Below are 17,354 nucleotides of genomic sequence, written 5' to 3'. Positions count from 1 at the left end.
CTCCCCTAGCGCGGCGTGACCCGGCCGGCCCGAGCCTCCGCGCGGGCGAGCTCCGGCAACTGATCGAACGCATTGCGGGCCAGGCGGCGCTCATCCGCGTACGCCAGGCGCTCCACCAACTGATTCACGGGCAGCCACTGCACCTCCGTGACCTCGGGGTCCTCATCGTTGAGCTCGCCGTCCACAAAACGCAACAAATGGTGGTGAACGGTTTTGTGAATGCGAATGCCCTCGGAGACAAACCAATAATCAATGGTGCCCAATTCGGACAAGACGGTGCCCTCCACGCCCGTTTCTTCCCATACCTCACGCTCGGCGGTGACATAAGTGGATTCATTTGGCTCAATGTGGCCCTTCGGCATACTCCACAGCAGGCGGCCGCGGCGATCCAGGCGGCCGATCAACGCAACATACACCGTGGATAAATCCACGGAGCCGTCCGGTTGGACGGCCTCGGCGAGGCCGGAAAGGACCAGGCCACCAGCGGAAGTTTCCACAGAAACGGGCAGGTCAGAGTGTGAAGTGTAGAGAGGATCCTGGTGGCTCTGGGAGTTTTGGGAACGCCGGCCGTGGTTATTGTTGCCGTTTTTGCTTCTGTTGTGGTTGTTGCTTCTGTTGCTGTGTCGGCTATTTCCGTTCTTATTGTTGCCGTTCCGGTTCGTGCTGTTTTTGTTGTTCCGGTTGTTGCTGCTCTTATTAGTGCTGCTTTTGTTGTTGGTATTGTCGTTATTACTGCTGCGCTTATTAGTGCGGGTGTTGTGAGTGCCGCTATTGCGGTTGTTGTTTTTATTGGTGCCAGCGTTCTTAGTGCCGCGCTTCTGACCACGCGAGTCGCCACCAGAACCGCCACTACCGGACGCCCCATCCTTGTGGGGGGAGCGTTGGCGAGTGGGCTTTCGGCGTCGATCATCATGACGACCAGACGCACCAACCGACGAGCGACGACCCTGGCGGCCCGACTGGCCACCCCGTGAGCGCTCGTTATCATTCATTCCATAAAGGATAGTCGATCAACCCACATGCGGGTAGAATCGCCATGTGAAACAAACGCAGGATACCCAAGAACCTACGCGGCACACGGCACAACCCACGCCAACCCAGCCGACAGCGGACCGGCCGGCCACGCCCGCCGAACAGCTCTCCCGCGCATGGGTCGCCCTGCGGAACCAAGACCACACCCTCCTCCCCCTCGCCGCGGCGTTCGCAGAGGCCGGGCACGGACTGTACCTCGTCGGCGGCAGCGTCCGGGACGCCCTGCTGGGCCGCCTGTCTCACGACCTCGACTTCACCACGGACGCCCGGCCGCAGCAGATCATCGACATCCTGGAGCCCCACGCGGAAACGATCTGGGACACCGGCATCGACTTCGGCACGGTATCCGCCCTGGTCAACGGCGCAATGCTGGAGATCACCACCTTCCGCGCAGACACCTACGACGGCGAATCGCGCAACCCCACCGTGCAGTTCGGCGATGACCTCGACGGCGACCTGATCCGGCGCGACTTCCGCTGCAACGCCATCGCCGTGGAGCTGCGGCCGGACGGTGACCACCAGATCCACGACCCGCTCCAGGGTCTCGACGACCTGCGCGCCGGGATCCTGGACACGCCCACCACCCCGCAGATCTCCTTCAACGACGACCCGCTGCGCATGCTCCGCGCCTGCCGATTCGTGGCGCAACTCGGCTTCGACGTCGCCCCGCGCGTCCGCACGGCCATGCATACTATGCACGAACAACTGTCCCGGATCACCGCGGAACGCGTGGCCGTGGAGCTCAACAAAACGCTGCTGGGTGAGCAGCCGGCCCAGGGGCTCGAGCTCATGACGGAGACCGGACTGGCGGACATCGTGCTGCCGGAACTGCCCGCGCTGAAGATGACCCAAGACGAACACTTCCACCACAAGGACGTGTACTGGCACAGCCTCCGCGTGCTGGAAAACGCCGTTGAGCAGGAGAAAAAGAACGGCTGGGAGCCTGATCTGGAACTGCGCTTCGCCGCGCTCATGCACGACTGCGGCAAACCAGCCACACGGAAAATTACCGACAAGGGCGGCGTGACCTTCCACCAACACGAAGTGGTCGGCGCGAAAATGACGCGCAAACGCCTGCAGAAACTGAAGTACTCTCGGCAGCTCACCAGCGACATCTCCCAACTGGTTTTCTTGCATATGCGATTCCACGGCTACGGGCAGGCCGGCAACTCCGAATGGACCGATTCCGCCGTACGCCGCTACGTCAACGACGCCGGCGCGTTGCTCCCGAAACTCCACCTCCTAGTCCGAGCTGACTGCACCACACGCAACGAGCGCAAAGCCCGGCGCCTGCAACGCACCTATGATGGGCTGGAACAACGAATCGCCGAACTCCAAGAAAAGGAAAACCTTGCCGCCGTGCGCCCCGCGCTCGACGGCAACGCGATCATGAAGATCCTGGACCTGACACCAGGGCCGGAGGTCGGACAAGCCTGGGCGTTCCTGAAGGAACTTGCTTTGGATCGCGGGCCCATGAGCGAAGAGGACGCAGAAGCCGAACTACGCGCGTGGTGGGCAGAACGCGCGGGCTAGGGTGAGGCGAGGTTGGCGTCGATCGGGTCGGTACGGCGCGTAACGTAGGGACAACGTAGGGCACAGTAAAGCCACAAGGTAGGGCACATCATGACAAGCACGGATGACATCAAAAACCTCCTCTTCCCCTCCCCACACCTGATATTCAACCCGGACATGGTGGAGGACTTCGCGGCGCAATCTTCGCAGCACGCAGAAGCGCTGAGCGCCTTCAAGGCATTTGGGCGCGTCCACGACAATCCCGCAGAACTCGTCGGCCCAGGTCAAGTTGGTAGCGACGTGCTCTTCACGATGGGGCTCGCACCCGGCGATCAGAGCCAACTCTGGGCGCTGCGCCTGGGCGAAATGTGGAACATCCCGCTGGCCGAGCACTTTCCCGAACTTGCTCCCCTGGCGCCGAAACCCACAGTGGTCTTCAACGGAGGTAGGGAGGAAGATCTGGCGATTGCTTTGGCACACGTGCGGCGACCAGACTCCGACCCTGAGAGCGACGGAGGAGTCGACGGGGAAATCATGGGCCTGGTGGTGCACAAAGGTGATCCCGGCTTCAAGGATCAACTGGATGGTGCGACCATTGTGAGCATTCGGATGTTCCGTGGCTTTGAGAAGCTTGATACTGAACACGTGCAGCTCCTCCTTGACGGCGGGCTCCTGGAAACGCAAGACGCAACGCTTCAAGATGTCTTCACATCCAAGCCGGCGGACATATGGCGCTCGCTGATGCGGAGGCGGCCATTCCCGGAGAACCTCCTGTCCACATGGGCGAGCTTCCCGTTCAGGAACTGAGCCGGCGGGTATAGGCTGTACGCAGAAAACCCGAGAATGCACACCACCCTAAGAAAGTGGACCCAGTGACTTCCGAACAACCACCCCACGATCCCACCGACAGTCAGGCCGGACAGGCCGGCAGCCACGCGATCGATCGGACTGATGGCCACGCGATCGACCGGCGCGCCGAGGTGAAAGCAGGCCTCATCGACGTATGGCCCGTCGCCCTGTCCATGGTCCCCCTTGGCCTCGCATTCGGACTCCTCATCACACAAGTAGGCTTCGCCTGGTGGTGGGCACCCATCTTCAGCTTCGTCATCTACGCCGGATCCATGGAGTTCCTCGCCGTCAGTCTGGTCACCGCGGGCGTCGGCCCACTCAGCGCCGCACTCTACGGACTACTCGTCAACTTCCGGCACGTCTTCTACGCCCTCAACTACCCACTCAGAAACATCACCAGCCGACTAGGCCGCCTCTACGGCGTGTACTCCCTCACCGACGAAACCTACGCCGTGCTCTCCACAAAAAACCACCAAGCATGGACAGGACCGCGCGTCATCGCAGCTCAAGTACTGCTGCAAATCGGCTGGGTCGGCGGAGGAATCCTCGGCAGCCTCTTCGGACAAGCCCTGCCCTTCGAGATCAAAGGCATGGAATTCGCACTCATCGCGCTGTTCACCGTCCTCGCCATCGAAGCATTCAAAACCCACCGCGACATATCCCTCCCCATCACCGCACTCATCACAGGCTTCATCGGACTTGTTGTGAGCCCCAGCAACATGCTCATGATCGGCATGACACTCTACTTTCTGTTACTGATCTTGCGATATGTGGCGCCGGGCGTCGACAAATTATTGACATGGGGAACAAACGGAGGCGCGCATGTTCACCGCTAACGACCACACGACGGCGCCGGGGCTGCTGGCCGAACAGACGGTGGAGCAGCCGATGAATGTGGGCGAGCATGGGCTGCCGCTGGGCGTGACCGTCGGCGATGTGGGCGCCGTGCTGATTCCGGTGTTCATCGTGACGCTGCTGCTGCGCGCGCTGCCGTTCGCGGCGCTAAGCAAACTGCGCGATTCCGCGATTGTGGCGTGGCTGGGGCTGGCGATGCCGGTGGGCGTGATGACCATTCTGGTGATGTACGCCGTGCATTCCAGCGGCTCGGAGGCGGGCGGTTATGTGGTCGTGGGGCTGGCGCTGGCTTTTACCGTGGTGCTGCATTTATGGCGGAAGTCCGCGACGCTATCGATTCTGCTGGGTACGGCATTTTATGCGGTGTTGGTGAACTTTGTTTTCTGAGGGTGTGTTCTGGGGTGGCGCTGTGTCGTAGAACGTCGACTCGATAATACGCATGAAAAATGCTCATTTTTCTACCTGCGGTGTTGGAAAACGGGGGTTCATCGAGTCGACGTTCTAAGACAGCCTGCGAGGTATAGCTGCGAGGAGGGGGAGGAATGGCTGCAGTCGGGTGGAGTGCGGCTGAGATGAGGCTGCAGTCAGGCGCCATTGGCATGGCGCAACACTTTTCCACAGCTAATGACACATGCTGGGGAAAAGAACGGATGTTGCCATAAGTAGTTATCCACAATTTGCTCACAGCTCTTGACAATTCTCTCCGCGGTGTAGTTGACGGCGGATGACGGCTTCTTGATCTTCACAACGCTTCTGCTGGGTACGGCTGTAGGTATAGGTATTGTGTGCGTGTCGATGAGCTTCTCTGATTTCTGATGGAAGGCAACTGCGTTCGGCTCTGGTTTCTATGTGCGCAGGCTGGATGTAGTTTCCAAGAATCTTGAAGCGTTCTTCCTGGGGGCGTGTCTTAGAACGTCGACTCGATAGTGGGGCTTCAAAAATGCAGGCATTTTCCACCTGCGGTGTTGGAAAATGGGGGTTCATCGAGTCGACGTTCTAAGACACTGCTCCCTATAGCCTTGAGAGATTTTCCACATCTAAATACACAGAAAACCGAGAACGAGCATATTGCTATAAGTAGTTATCCACAATTTGCGCACACCCCTAGCGCAATCCCTCATTCAGCACAGACAATTGCTTTCAGAGTCTCGTAGAGATTCGGCAGTGTGAACAGGTTCAGCCGCATCGGCTGTCTCAAATGCTCAGCTGTCTCGGCTGCTCAGGCTACGCACTGCCGCACCGTATAAACATCAAGGGGGAACACAGAATGAGTAACTTCTCAGAAGAGTCATTAACGACCGGGCAGCTGGTGCTGGGGCCACCGCTGATCCAAGTCAGCCAGCTCAGCAAGAAGCACCAGCGATTGTTGAATCGGTTGAAGAAGCAGGGGAAGGTCCGGCAGCTCGCGCCGGGCGTGTACATGCGCGTCCAGATGTGGGAAGAGCTTGGGAGCGACCCTCAGGGCAAGAAGCGTCAGGCGGCGGCGATGGCTGCTGCGACGGCTGGGTCGTCGCGTATTACTCAGCCGCGTCCGTTAGCGGGAAGAACTGCCGCTGCTGCGATTGGGATGCCGTTGGTGGGTTGGGAGCCCACAGACAGTGCGGAGGTCATCGCCGCTCATACGTGTCGTTCGAAGTTCATTCGTCCTCGGGCGCTGACGAAGTCCGGTGGCTTGACGGTGGTGCATACGGAGTTTGGCCGGCTGACCGCGACGGATCCCCTAACAACCGCAGTCGACCTCGCTTTGCACCATGGCCTGGATCATTGTGTGGTGGCTGCCGAGTGGTGCGTCCGTGAGGGACTGTTCACCAAGCAAGATTTCGTCGATCGGGTGGATGAGTTGCGTGGAGTGCCTGGGGTGAGGGTTGCCCGGACGGCGTGCCGGCTCATCAATGGCTTGAGCGAGAGTCCTCGCGAGTCCCAGTGGAAGGTGGAGATGTTTCTGGCAGGTTTGCCGGCGCCGTATCAGCAGGTCAAGATCTACAATTCGGCGGGTGAGTTCGTGGGTCGCGCGGATTTTTTCTGGGAGAACGGGATTGTTGGCGAGTACGACGGTCGGGAGAAGTACAGCCACGAGGACCCCGTGAGGTTTGCTGCGGCTGTGGAGCAGGAGCGTGCGCGCGAGCGGGCGTTGATGGCCGCGGGGTGTGTGGTGGTGCGGGCGGACAAGGCGAGTTTTGCGTCGGGGGCTGACATTGAACATTTGAAGCAGTTGCATGCGCAGTTGTCGCAGACGGGCTATCGCTTTCCGTCGAAGCAGAGGTCTGGTGGCGGCTTGGCCTGGGAGTGATTCTGTCTTCAGGCGGGGCTGTGAACAACTTCAGCTGTGGACGGCTGTCGTCACGGTGCCGCGGCGGACAGCATCAGCCTCGGACAACCTCAGTCGTGGAGGCTATCACCGCACATGAGGCTAAACTGGTCGGCATGCCAACTCCTGATTTCATTGTGAAGCTGCGTGAGAAGATCGGTCATGATGCGTTGTGGTTGCCTGGTGTGACGGCGGTGGTTATCCGTGATGTGCCGGCGGACGCTCCGATCTGGGCGGTGCCGGAGGTGTTGCTGGTGCGCCGGGCGGACAATGGCCAGTGGACTCCGGTGACGGGGATTGTTGATCCGGGCGAGGAGCCGGATGCTGCGGCGGTGCGGGAGGTCTTGGAGGAGACTGGCCTGTCTGTGCAGGTGGAGGCTTTGTTGGGGGTGGGCCAGGTGGGTCCGGTGGAGTATCCGAATGGGGACGTGTCGAGCTACATGGATACTGCGATGCGTCTTTCTGTGATGAAAAACGACGCCACGCCTCACCACGATGAACCCATCGTCGGAGATGACGAGTCTGTCGATGTGGGATGGTTTTCGGTGGCGCAATTGCCGCCGATGCAGCCTCGCTTTCGTTTGGTGATTGCGGATGCGGTGGCGCAGATGAAGCATCCGGTGGGGTTCCGTCCTCGGATGGGTTATCGGAAGCGTAATGGGGATAAGTTGCGTGGTGACTAAACGCTTCTGACAGCTACCAGGTTGTTGGACTGCCAGTACCTGACCGCTCCCACGCTTCGTAGCGCTTCGCATACTTGGAGGCTCGAGCCGAGCAGATCATGAGCTGCACTTGGTGGAAGATCATGAGCGGCAGGATCAGTAGCCCTAGGTTTGCTCCGGCGAACATGACGGCTGCCATCGGCAGGCCGGAGGCCAGCGATTTTTTGGTTCCAGCGAATTGGATGGCGACTTGGTCTCGGTAGTCGAAGCCTAGGCGTCGGGCTACGGTGCTGGTGAACCACAGCATTGCGTACACAAACACAACGGATCCCACGATCAGGCCGAGCAATGTCCAGATGCTGACGCTGGACCATGCCCCGGAGGTCACGCCGTCCGAGAAGCTGACGTACACCACCATGCCGATGCTGATCTGGTCCACTTTTTTGGTGAGCGGGCTAGCTGCAAATTTGTGTACCCACGGCCGGAGGATCTGTCCCAGCAGGAACGGAAGCAGCAGCTGCACAGCGATTTTCAGGAAGGTTGATGCGTCGATGTGCAGGCCGCCGGAGGTGCTCATCAGCAGCAGGACCAGCAGCGGTGTGAGGAACACGCCGGCCAGGCTGGAGACCGACGCGGCGACGATGGATGCGGCCACGTGTCCGCGCGCGATGGAGGTGAAGGCCACGGAAGACTGCACTGTGGACGGCACGAGGCACAGGTACAGGATGCCCATGAACATGTCGTCGCCGACGAGTCCGCGCAGCGGCGTCAGCAGAAGCCCTATCAGCGGAAATGCCACAAAGGTGAACACAAGAATCAGCAGGTGCAGCTTCCAGTGCATGAGGCCTTTGAACGCTTCTTCGCGAGAGAGGCGCGCGCCGTAGAGGAAGAACAAAAAGCCGATCGCGATGGTCACGATGGTGTTTGCAATGTCCGCTGCCTGCCCGCGCACGGGAACGATGAGCGCGAGAGCCACGGCGGCCAGAATCAGCACGATGAGCAGGTCCGGTCGGTAGGACAGGATTCTGCTGAGCAGCGAGCGCTGCGTCGGTTCTGAAGTTCGGTTCGTCTGCATCACGGGATTTACTTTAGTGACCTCGTCCTACATTGGTGTGCAGTTGGCCGAAAAGTATTCGAACACGCCAGGTCAGATAGCGTTTTCAGCTAGCTGTTATCCTGTGTTCGATTTCGTCGTAGAGCCTGTGTAGCCTGCCTGCTACTGTAAGTGCATGTCCGAATTGAACTCTCGTGCAGCCCGTCCGGATGACGCAGCACCGGCCGTGCAGACCGCTCCGTTTCATCATGATGCGTATGTGGAGACAACTGTTCCTTTTCACCGTGTGGCTCTGTTGAATGAGCGTTATCGCTGGTGGCGCCCTGTTTTGGAGCTGCTGATCGCCGCGGTGCTGTATGGCGTGCTCAGCGTTCTTCTCTTCGTTGTCGTCTATCTGATGATGGACCCCGGCGAGAGCGGGTCGTCTGAAGATTCGCTACTCCCCATGGATGACATGAGCGATCCTGTGTTCATATTTTTCCTGTTGGGGTCCCTGGCGATTCTGATCCCTGCGTGCTGGTTCGGCATCCGCTTGGGCTCGGGCCGCGCGTGGGGTTTCGCCTGGTCGGTGGCCGGCCGAGTGCGTTGGCGCTTGTTCTGGGCCGGGTTGTGGCGAATGGCGTTTGTGTTTCTTGGTCTGTTCCTGATTGGCAGGGGGGCGTCAATTGCCGATAATGGGCCCGACGCCGCGGTTCTCCAACCCCAGGCCCTCGGCCTGCTGATAGTCGTCTTTACGATGGTTCCTGCGCAGGCCATTGCGGAGGAGCTGGTGTTTCGAGGTGTGCTCCCCCAGTTCTTGGGAGCGTATGTTCGCAACCCGTGGATTTGTTATCTGGTGCCGTTGGTGCTGTTCACGGTAGCGCACGACTACAACTGGGTGGGTCTGATCGACATCACGGTGTTTGCTGCGTGCATGGCTCTGTTGGCGCATAAGACGGGTGGCCTTGAGCTGCCGATGGCTTTGCACATTGCCAATAATGTGATGGTTTTTTCGAGTGGAGTCTTCGAGGTTAATGATGTGAATGCCACCGAGATTCCTTGGGAGTCTGTGCTCTTTTCTTCCGGGTTGACGATCGTGCTGACGGTTTTCTTCCTGTGGAATCGACAGTTGAAGGAGATGTGGGAAGGCGACCGGACGCGGGTGTTCCTGCCGCCGGAACACCCGCTTGCTCCGGATGAGCCGCTCGTGGCAGCGCCTCCGCAGAGCGTGGCGGGAGCGGCGTTAGTGTTCGAGCCCGCGCAGCAGGGCACGCGCACTGCAGCTCCGCGAGGCACGCGCACTGCAGCTCCGCGAGGCAGGCGCACCCAGCCGCCAGCGGGCGCGCAGCCCGCAAAGCCGGCCGCGCCGGGGCACTCAGCGCAGCCCGAGCAGCCGGCGCAGCCGCAGGCTACACAATCTCGCCCTCTTCCTGAGCAGCAGTCTTCTTCGGAATAAAGAAGGAGCTCGCCACAGACAGCGCCAGAATGCCAGCCGCCACAAGGAACGCCGTGGTGTAACCGCCCGAGGACGTAGCGCCCTCGGGGGAACCGGCCACCTGGAACACAGGAAGGATCGCGAAGGAAATACCAGCACCCAAGTTAAAGGCCGCCGAGTTCATACCCGGCAAGAAGCCCTCGTACTCCTTCGGGCTGTTCACCACACCCAAGTTGTTCAACACAATATTTCCAATGCCGGCATACGTCACGCCCAGCAGGATCACCGCAGCCACCAGTACAAACACGGACTGGACGCCCACCAGCGCCAGCACCAGCAGCAGCACTGCCGAGGAAACATTACCCACGCGCAACAGCCGCCCGTAGCCCACCTTCGGAGCAAGATTTCCAGCAAACGGACCCACAAACCAACCAATCAGGGCATACGGCGTCAACAGCAACAAGGACGCCATACTCGGACTCAAACCAAAACCAGCCGAAGGGTTCTGAGCCAAAGACACAGCCACACCATTTACCGCAGCGAACACGCCCGTCATCGTCAACACCGTCGTCAACAACAGGCCCCACGTATGACGACGCTTCAGATACTTCGGCGCCACCAACGGCTGCTCATGCCGCTTCTCCCACTTCCAAAAGACAGCGAACATCACCAAGCACAGCACCACCGCACCGACCACAAAAGCCCAGTTCGCAGCGGCTGCCTTGCCGGCCTCATTCGCAGCCAACGTCACAGCGCACACGGACACCACCAAAAACAGCGCTCCCAACCAATCCATCCGAACACCCTCAGACGGACGAGACTCCGGAGCCCACAACGCCACGAACACCACCGCTATCGCCCCCACAATCGCGATCAGCCAGAACACCGAACGGAAGCCCCAGTGGTCCGCCATCCAGCCAGCAACCAGCACATCCAAACCAGCCACTCCCCCATTAATCGCGGCAATCAAGCCCATCAACGTACCCAGGCGCACCTCGTTCTTCACCTGGCTCCGCAAAATAATCAGCGTCATTGGAATCGTCGGCCCCGCAATACCCTGCAGCGCACGCGCCACCAACAACACCCCAATATTCGGAGCCAGCGCCGCGGCCAAACCGCCCAGCGCCATCACCGACAACATAATCAGCAAAATCCGCCGGCGCCCCACGATGTCGGACAACCTCGGCAAGAACAGCCCGCACAGCGCACCGCCAGTGAAAAACGCGGTCTGCGTCAGCCCCACCGTCGCCTCATCCGTGTTCAACTCCCGCGCCATCGTGCTCAGCACCGGAGACAACATCGACGCATTCAGCTGAAACGCCACCGCCGCCGCAATCAACACCACCATCAACAGTGGTAAACCGCCGCGGCGAGAATCCACCGGGTCCTTTATTACCCCGACGCCAGCCTCACGCCCAACACCCTCATGAACACTCATAAGCTCTACTCCCTAAAACCTGTGTCACCGATGCGCGTCAGCGCATCGACCAAAACCGACCAAAATCTCTCAACATCCACATCGAACGCAACGTAATGCTTGGGGATGGGGACTAATGAATCGGAGGCTTCGGCGTCGTCGGCAATTCCTAACGACGACGGCGAGTTCCCACCACCCTGCGCATTCCACGTACGACGCAGGTCCACGATCGTCTGGCCCCGCGCGTGGGCACCCTGCGTCTCCACAGAAACCGGCGCCCGCACCACCCGCAGCATCGACGGATCGGCCACCGCCGCCACGGCCAAAGGATCATGCATCGGCGGGCCAGGATAGTGACGCTCCTTCATGTACGCCGCGCCGAAAAACTCAATCAATTCCGCAACGAACTGGGACACATCCGTGCCCACAGACTTCAACTGCTCCAACCGCTCCGGCACCGCAAGCACCTGGTGCGTCACGTCGAGCCCCACCATCGTCACAGGCCACGGCTCCTCGAACACGATCTGAGCAGCCTCCGGATCGGCCAGGATGTTGAACTCCGCGGCGGGAGTCATGTTGCCCGTGTGATGGCCGCCGCCCATCAACGTCACGCCGCCGACGCGCTCCACGAGGTGCGGATACATGCGCGCGAACAGCGCAATGTTGGTCAGCGCGCCCGTGGGGACGAGGGTCACCTCGCCGGGGGCATGGGCCTCGATGATCTCCGCGATCAAATTCACCGCATGCGTGGAGGCCAGCTCCACATCTGGAGTGGGGAGCGTAGGGCCATCAAGGCCGGAATCGCCGTGGATCTCCTCCGGGATGAGCTGCGGGCCCAGCAGAGGGCGGGACGCGCCCGCGGCGAAAGGGATGCTGTGGATGTTGCCGACGCGCGCGACGGCGCGGGCGTTGGCTGTAACCTTCTCCAAGGTTTGGTTGCCGGCGACGGTAGTCACCGCCAACAGGTCGAGGTTGGGGTTGCCGTGTGCGAGGAGAAGGGCGATGGCGTCGTCATGGCCGGGGTCGCAGTCCAGGATGATTTTCTGCGGTGTGCGTGGTGGTGAATGCTGATCGGTAGTCATGGTATTCATGGTGCCTGAAGTTTCGGCGCGGCGCTGCTGCGGCGCGGCGTGCTGCTGTGGACGCGGTGCTGCTGTGGTGCGCGCTGTGAGCAGGCGGCGTGCTACTGAGCCTGAGCTGCGAGGGCTTTCACCTCAGCGGCGTTTGCGTAGCTGGTTGCCGCGCCGCGCTTTTGCGTGGCCAAAGCGCCGGCGGCGTTTCCGAGGCGGCAGGCCTCAACCAGAGTCGCACCTTCCGCCAGGGCGGCTGTGACTGTGCCAACGAAGGCGTCTCCGGCGCCCGTGGTGTCCACCACCTGGTCAAGCTTTGCCGCAGGAATCCAGACGGCTTCTGCGGCCGAGCGGCCTTCGTCGACCACCACTGCGCCCTGCGCGCCGAGGGTCACGACCACCGACTGCGATAGTTTCGTGAGCTGTTCTAGCACCTGCTCGATAGGCGTGTCGAAGTCTAGTTCCAGCACGTCACGAGCCTCGGTGGCATTGACGATCAGAGGGTTCGCGGTGCGCAATAAGTCCTGGTCACGCGTGGTCACCGGCGCCAGATTCAACACAAGCCTGGAGTCTGAATTCTGCACCAGGCGTGGCAGAAGCGCGCTGTGCTCAGGGGTGAGTTCACCCTGTGCCAAGACCACTGGCACGCTCCCCTGCTGCCGTAGCCGCTGGACGATGGGCCTTTGCAGCGACGGGTTCACCACCTGATTCGCACCAGAGGTCACGATGATGATGTTCTCGCCTTCCGAGTCGTTCATGATGAACGCCTGGCCAGTGGGTAGATCGGTGTGCTCCACATACTCCACATTCACGCCGCGGTCTTGGAGTTCTGCGACGGCCATGTCGCCGTTGGGGTCGTTGCCGACAGCGCTGAGCAGCACGGTGTGTGGACCCATCAATGCGCAGGCCACCGCCTGGTTGGCGCCCTTGCCGCCCAGTGATTGGGGCCCTTGCTCACCGATGATGGTCTCGCCTGCGACGGGGAACTTGTTGACTGATACGAAGGTGTCTACGTTGATGGTTCCGCAGACGACGACTGTGGTGCTCATAAGATGTACGCTAACATTGCCTGACTATTCTTTGTCTTTCGAAGGGTGTCTGCGAACGTCGAATGGATTTTCCTGAGAAAACAATAAGCCCAGGTCAGGAAAGTAGCATTGAAAATGCGATGTATCGAGTCGACGTTCTAAGACACTCCCTGCGAAAAAGAAGGTCTAAACAGCAGCCAGCAAGCTTCAGGCGCCAGCTTCAGACAGCAAGCGACAGAATCAGGCAGCAGCTTCAGACAGCAAGCGACAGCAAACTTTAAGCAGCAGACCTCTAACGCTGATCCTGAACAGCAGCCGCCTGACGCGCAGCCGCCACATCAGGGGTGGCGGTGCTGACGCGTGCAGTGCCTGCGGTGTCGAAGGCAGCTCCGCCGCCTTCGCAGGCACCATTCAAAGAACAGGAGCCGCAGGCATTGCCGCTGGCACATTCCGCGGCGGTCGGCTGGCCAGTGCTACTGCAGCCGTGTTGTGCGGCAGCGCCAGCAGCACCAGCACCAGCACCGTCAGCCTCACCCGTGCCGCACGCTCCAGCATCACCATCAGCCGATCCGCAGCCGCAGCCCCCATCCTCAGAGCAGCAGCCGCCCTCAGCCGAAGCCTCCGCCGCCTTACGCCGTGCATCGATCTGAGCAAGCGCATGCGCCGCCATCCCGGCGCCCATCCCTAGAAGTACCAGCGCGCCGATCACCAGCATCGCGATAATCAGCCACAGAAACCCGGACGCCCTCAGGGACACCAGCGCAGCCCCCAGCAGCGCCAGCCCCGCGCCGGCCCATGCCGGCCCGGCAATCTTGTGCCCCATGACCCACATCTCTTTGGACTTCCGAACCTCCGGGATTCGCAAACCAATCACGGAGTTACCAGGCAAAATACCGGCAATTCCCGCGGCGCCGATAGCCAGAATCGCCACGCCAAGCACTGCCAGGATCACGGTCAAGACAATCATGTTATCCAGTGTAAACCCGGTCTACTACAATGGCTAAACATGACTAACCCTGGCAATTCCGCAACCCCCGAAAACAGCGCGTTCCGTTACACTCCTCAGCTCGCGGCTGCGATTGAGAAGAAGTGGCAGCAGTATTGGTCTGACCAGGGAACGTTTAATGCTGCGAACCCTGTTGGCCCGCTGTCTGATGGTTCGGATTTGCCGCAGGATCGCAAGTTTATCCAGGATATGTTCCCGTATCCGTCGGGCGTTGGCCTGCATGTCGGCCACCCGTTGGGTTACATTGCCACGGACGTGTTTGCGCGTTTTCACCGAATGAAGGGCGCCAATGTGCTTCATACGTTGGGGTACGACGCCTTCGGTCTCCCAGCCGAACAGTACGCCGTCCAGACCGGCACTCATCCCCGGACGACCACGATGGCGAACATTGAGAACATGGAGCGTCAGTTGGGGCGTTTGGGATTGGGGCATGATAAGCGCCGTGCGATTGCGACGACGGATACGGAGTATTACCGCTGGACTCAGTGGATTTTCCTTCAGATTTTCAACTCGTGGTTTGATCCGGAGGCCACGAACCCTGCTGGTGGGAAGGGTGCTGCTCGTCCGATTGCGGAGTTGGAGGAGAAGCTGGCTGCTGAGCGCGAGGACTGGGCAACCTTAAGCGCTGCGGAGAAGCAGGAGATTTTGGATGAGTACCGGTTGGTGTATCGCTCGAACTCGACGGTGAACTGGTGCCCTGGCCTGGGCACTGTGCTGGCGAATGAGGAGGTCACGGCTGATGGCCGTTCGGAGCGCGGCAACTTCCCCGTGTTCCGGAAGAATCTTCAGCAGTGGATGATGCGCATCACGGCGTACTCGGATCGTTTGATCGATGATCTGGAGTATTTGGATTGGACGGACAAGGTCAAGTCCATGCAGCGCAACTGGATCGGACGGTCCCGTGGTGCGGAGGTGACGTTCCAGTCCCCAGCCGGCGGTATTGATGTGTTCACGACCCGTCCGGATACCCTGTTCGGAGCGACGTACATGGTGCTCGCCCCGGAGCATGAGCTGGTGGATCAGTTGGTAGAAGCCGTTGGTGAGGACGCCTATGAGGGGGTTGATGAGCGATGGACGTACGGCTCGGCGTCGGTATCTCAGGCGGTAGAGGCCTACCGTGCGGCGATCGCGGCGAAGAGCGACCTGGAACGTCAGGAAAATAAGGAAAAAACGGGCGTTTACCTGGGCGTTCACGCGATCAATCCGGTGAACGGCGCGGAGGTGCCGGTGTTCATCGCCGATTACGTGCTGACGGGGTACGGCACCGGCGCGATCATGGCCGTGCCGGCGCACGACACGCGCGACTACGAATTCGCGACCGTGTTTGGGCTGCCGATCGTGGCGGTGCTGGACGGCGAGGTCAGCCAGGAGGCGTTCGTGGGGGACGCGAGGCACATCAACTCGAAGAATGACGCCGGGCTGGACCTGAACGGGCTGGGCCAGGCGGAGGCGATTGACTCCGCGATCGCGTGGCTGGAGAGCAACGGCGCAGGTCACGGGAAGATTCAGTACAAGCTGCGCGACTGGCTGTTCGCTCGGCAGCGTTACTGGGGCGAGCCGTTCCCGATTGTGTACAGCAAGGATGGGGTGGCGCACGCGCTGCCGGAGTCGATGCTGCCGGTGGAGCTGCCGGAAGTGGAGGACTACAAGCCGGTCAGCTTCGACCCGGAGGACGCGCAGTCGGTGCCGCAGCCGCCGCTGGCGAAGGCGACCGAGTGGGTGAGTGTCACGCTGGATCTGGGCGACGGCAACGGGCCGCAGGAGTACGTGCGCGATACGAACGTGATGCCGCAATGGGCCGGCTCGTCCTGGTACCAGCTGCGCTACATCGACCCCACGAATGACGAGAAGTTCGTGGACCTGGAGAACGAGCGCTACTGGGTGGGGCCGCGTGAGGGGCGTCCGTCGGGTGGTGTGGACCTGTACGTCGGCGGTGTGGAGCACGCTGTGCTGCACCTGCTGTACTCGCGTTTCTGGCACAAGGTGCTGTTTGACCTGGGGTTTGTCTCCTCGTTCGAGCCGTACCACCGCCTGTACAACCAGGGCTACATCCAGGCGTATGCCTACACGGATGCGCGCGGCGTGTACGTGCCTGCCGAGGAAGTCCAGGAGCGGGACGGCAAATTCTACTACGTGCCGGCCGAGGGCGCGGAGAAGTCCGGATTTGTTGTGGGCCAGGAAGTTGAGGTCTTCCAGGAGTACGGCAAGATGGGCAAGTCGCTGAAGAACGCGGTGTCCCCGGACGAGATCTGCGACAGCTACGGCGCGGACACGCTCCGTGTGTACGAGATGGCGATGGGGCCGCTGGACACGTCGCGCCCGTGGGCCACGAAGGACGTTGTGGGCGCGCAGAGATTCCTGCAGCGTGCGTGGCGCCTGGTAGTGGACGAGGCCACGGGCCAGCCGCGGGTGTCCGACGCTGAGCTGACCGACGACGACCTGCGCGCATTGCACCGCACGGTTGCCGGAGTGCACGAGGACTATGCGGAGCTGCGGGACAACACCGCCGTGGCGAAGCTGATTGAGTATGTGAATTACTTGACGAAGACGTACGCGTCGGCGGCTGAGGGCGCGCCGCGCGCGGCTGTGGTTCCTCTGGTGCAGATGCTGTCTCCGGTGGCGCCGCACATTGCGGAGGAGATGTGGTCCATTCTGGGCGGCTCGGACACCATCACGTTTGAGCCGTTCCCAACGTGGGACGAGAAGTGGTTGGTGGATGACACCATCGAGCTCCCTGTGCAGGTCATGGGCAAGGTTCGTGGCCGTATTGTGGTCGCGGCGGATGCTTCCCAGGATGAGGTTGAGGCGGCAGCGCTGGCCGAGCCAAATGTTGCAGGGCATATTGAGGGCAAGACGATCGCCAAGATCATCGTTGTTCCTGGCCGTATGGTCAATATTGTTGCGAAGTAGCTGCGCAGCGCGGCGCGGCTGCTGGTAGCGTAGCAGTGCCGCCGCGCGCAGCTTCTATAGATTCTGTGCCATCCAGCGCGCTGTATGACAGCCGCGCAGCAGTTTCCCAGCCTCGCAGCGCTGCCTCATCGGTAGCGTCTCAGCGGGGAAGTGTCTTAGAACGTCGACTCGATGAGCCTCCAAAAAATCCAAAACCTTCTGACCTGCGGTTTTAGAAAACCGCATTTCATCGAAACT

14 protein-coding genes are annotated in these 17,354 nt (G+C 60.8%); 8 read left to right on the top strand and 6 right to left on the bottom strand.

The features are described 5' to 3' along the window. Nucleotides 1-5 precede the first annotated feature (5 nt). Entirely contained in the window at nucleotides 6-992 is a 987-nt protein-coding gene (locus IAU67_RS09800; RefSeq protein WP_151842832.1) for an NUDIX hydrolase, read from the bottom strand. 46 nt (nucleotides 993-1,038) lie between these two features. Here IAU67_RS09800 and IAU67_RS09795 point away from each other — a divergent pair, with 46 nt between their 5' ends. The 6 genes from IAU67_RS09795 (at nucleotide 1,039) to IAU67_RS09770 (ending at nucleotide 7,239) form a co-directional block, all read left to right on the top strand. Then, on the top strand, nucleotides 1,039-2,565 hold the full coding sequence (locus tag IAU67_RS09795) for a CCA tRNA nucleotidyltransferase (RefSeq protein ID WP_151842833.1): 1,527 nt from the start codon (nucleotides 1,039-1,041) through the stop codon (nucleotides 2,563-2,565). A gap of 90 nt (nucleotides 2,566-2,655) precedes the next feature. Then, entirely contained in the window at nucleotides 2,656-3,351 is a 696-nt protein-coding gene (locus IAU67_RS09790) for a YqgE/AlgH family protein (RefSeq protein WP_151842834.1), read from the top strand. A gap of 65 nt (nucleotides 3,352-3,416) precedes the next feature. After that, on the top strand, nucleotides 3,417-4,229 hold the full coding sequence (locus IAU67_RS09785) for an AzlC family ABC transporter permease (RefSeq protein ID WP_370452008.1): 813 nt from the start codon (nucleotides 3,417-3,419) through the stop codon (nucleotides 4,227-4,229). Beyond that, complete coding sequence (locus IAU67_RS09780) at nucleotides 4,216-4,635, top strand: branched-chain amino acid transporter permease (RefSeq protein WP_342355615.1); 420 nt, start codon at nucleotides 4,216-4,218, stop codon at nucleotides 4,633-4,635. The genes IAU67_RS09785 and IAU67_RS09780 overlap by 14 nt, the downstream gene beginning before the upstream one ends. Before the next feature lie 880 nt (nucleotides 4,636-5,515). After that, nucleotides 5,516-6,538: a hypothetical protein gene (locus tag IAU67_RS09775; RefSeq protein WP_151842835.1), complete on the top strand. Its 1,023-nt coding sequence runs from the start codon at nucleotides 5,516-5,518 to the stop codon at nucleotides 6,536-6,538. A 134-nt stretch (nucleotides 6,539-6,672) separates the two neighbouring features. Next, nucleotides 6,673-7,239, top strand: coding sequence for an NUDIX hydrolase (locus IAU67_RS09770; protein WP_151842836.1), 567 nt, complete (start codon nucleotides 6,673-6,675; stop codon nucleotides 7,237-7,239). A 13-nt stretch (nucleotides 7,240-7,252) separates the two neighbouring features. On the opposite strand, the gene IAU67_RS09765 is transcribed toward IAU67_RS09770, so the two are convergent. After that, nucleotides 7,253-8,293 carry a bile acid:sodium symporter family protein gene (locus IAU67_RS09765; RefSeq protein WP_151842933.1) on the bottom strand — a complete coding sequence of 347 codons (1,041 nt, stop codon included), beginning with the start codon at nucleotides 8,291-8,293 and terminating at the stop codon, nucleotides 7,253-7,255. Between the two features lie 154 nt (nucleotides 8,294-8,447). On the opposite strand from IAU67_RS09765, the gene IAU67_RS09760 reads away from it, so the two are divergent. Beyond that, nucleotides 8,448-9,707, top strand: coding sequence for a CPBP family intramembrane glutamic endopeptidase (locus IAU67_RS09760; RefSeq protein WP_151842837.1), 1,260 nt, complete (start codon nucleotides 8,448-8,450; stop codon nucleotides 9,705-9,707). Here IAU67_RS09760 and IAU67_RS09755 read toward each other — a convergent pair. From IAU67_RS09755 to IAU67_RS09740, 4 genes are all read right to left on the bottom strand, one after another. After that, nucleotides 9,661-11,124: an MFS transporter gene (locus tag IAU67_RS09755; RefSeq protein ID WP_225723571.1), complete on the bottom strand. Its 1,464-nt coding sequence runs from the start codon at nucleotides 11,122-11,124 to the stop codon at nucleotides 9,661-9,663. The genes IAU67_RS09760 and IAU67_RS09755 overlap by 47 nt on opposite strands. 5 nt (nucleotides 11,125-11,129) lie before the next feature. Next, nucleotides 11,130-12,185, bottom strand: coding sequence for a nucleoside hydrolase (locus IAU67_RS09750; RefSeq protein WP_151842838.1), 1,056 nt, complete (start codon nucleotides 12,183-12,185; stop codon nucleotides 11,130-11,132). A gap of 101 nt (nucleotides 12,186-12,286) precedes the next feature. Continuing rightward, a complete protein-coding gene (locus tag IAU67_RS09745) occupies nucleotides 12,287-13,222 on the bottom strand; it encodes a ribokinase (RefSeq protein WP_151842839.1) in 936 nt (311 codons plus the stop codon). A gap of 271 nt (nucleotides 13,223-13,493) precedes the next feature. After that, complete coding sequence (locus IAU67_RS09740) at nucleotides 13,494-14,168, bottom strand: SdpI family protein (RefSeq protein WP_151842840.1); 675 nt, start codon at nucleotides 14,166-14,168, stop codon at nucleotides 13,494-13,496. A 39-nt stretch (nucleotides 14,169-14,207) separates the two neighbouring features. Between IAU67_RS09740 and leuS the strand changes: the two genes are divergently transcribed. Then, complete coding sequence (gene leuS, locus IAU67_RS09735) at nucleotides 14,208-17,117, top strand: leucine--tRNA ligase (protein WP_151842841.1); 2,910 nt, start codon at nucleotides 14,208-14,210, stop codon at nucleotides 17,115-17,117. Nucleotides 17,118-17,354 lie beyond the last annotated feature (237 nt).

It is taken from the genome of Corynebacterium zhongnanshanii, assembly GCF_014490575.1.
Taxonomy (GTDB): Bacteria; Actinomycetota; Actinomycetes; order Mycobacteriales; family Mycobacteriaceae; genus Corynebacterium; species Corynebacterium zhongnanshanii.
The sequence above is the reverse complement of the archived record's forward strand: the minus strand, read 5'-3'. Positions and strand labels throughout refer to the sequence as shown.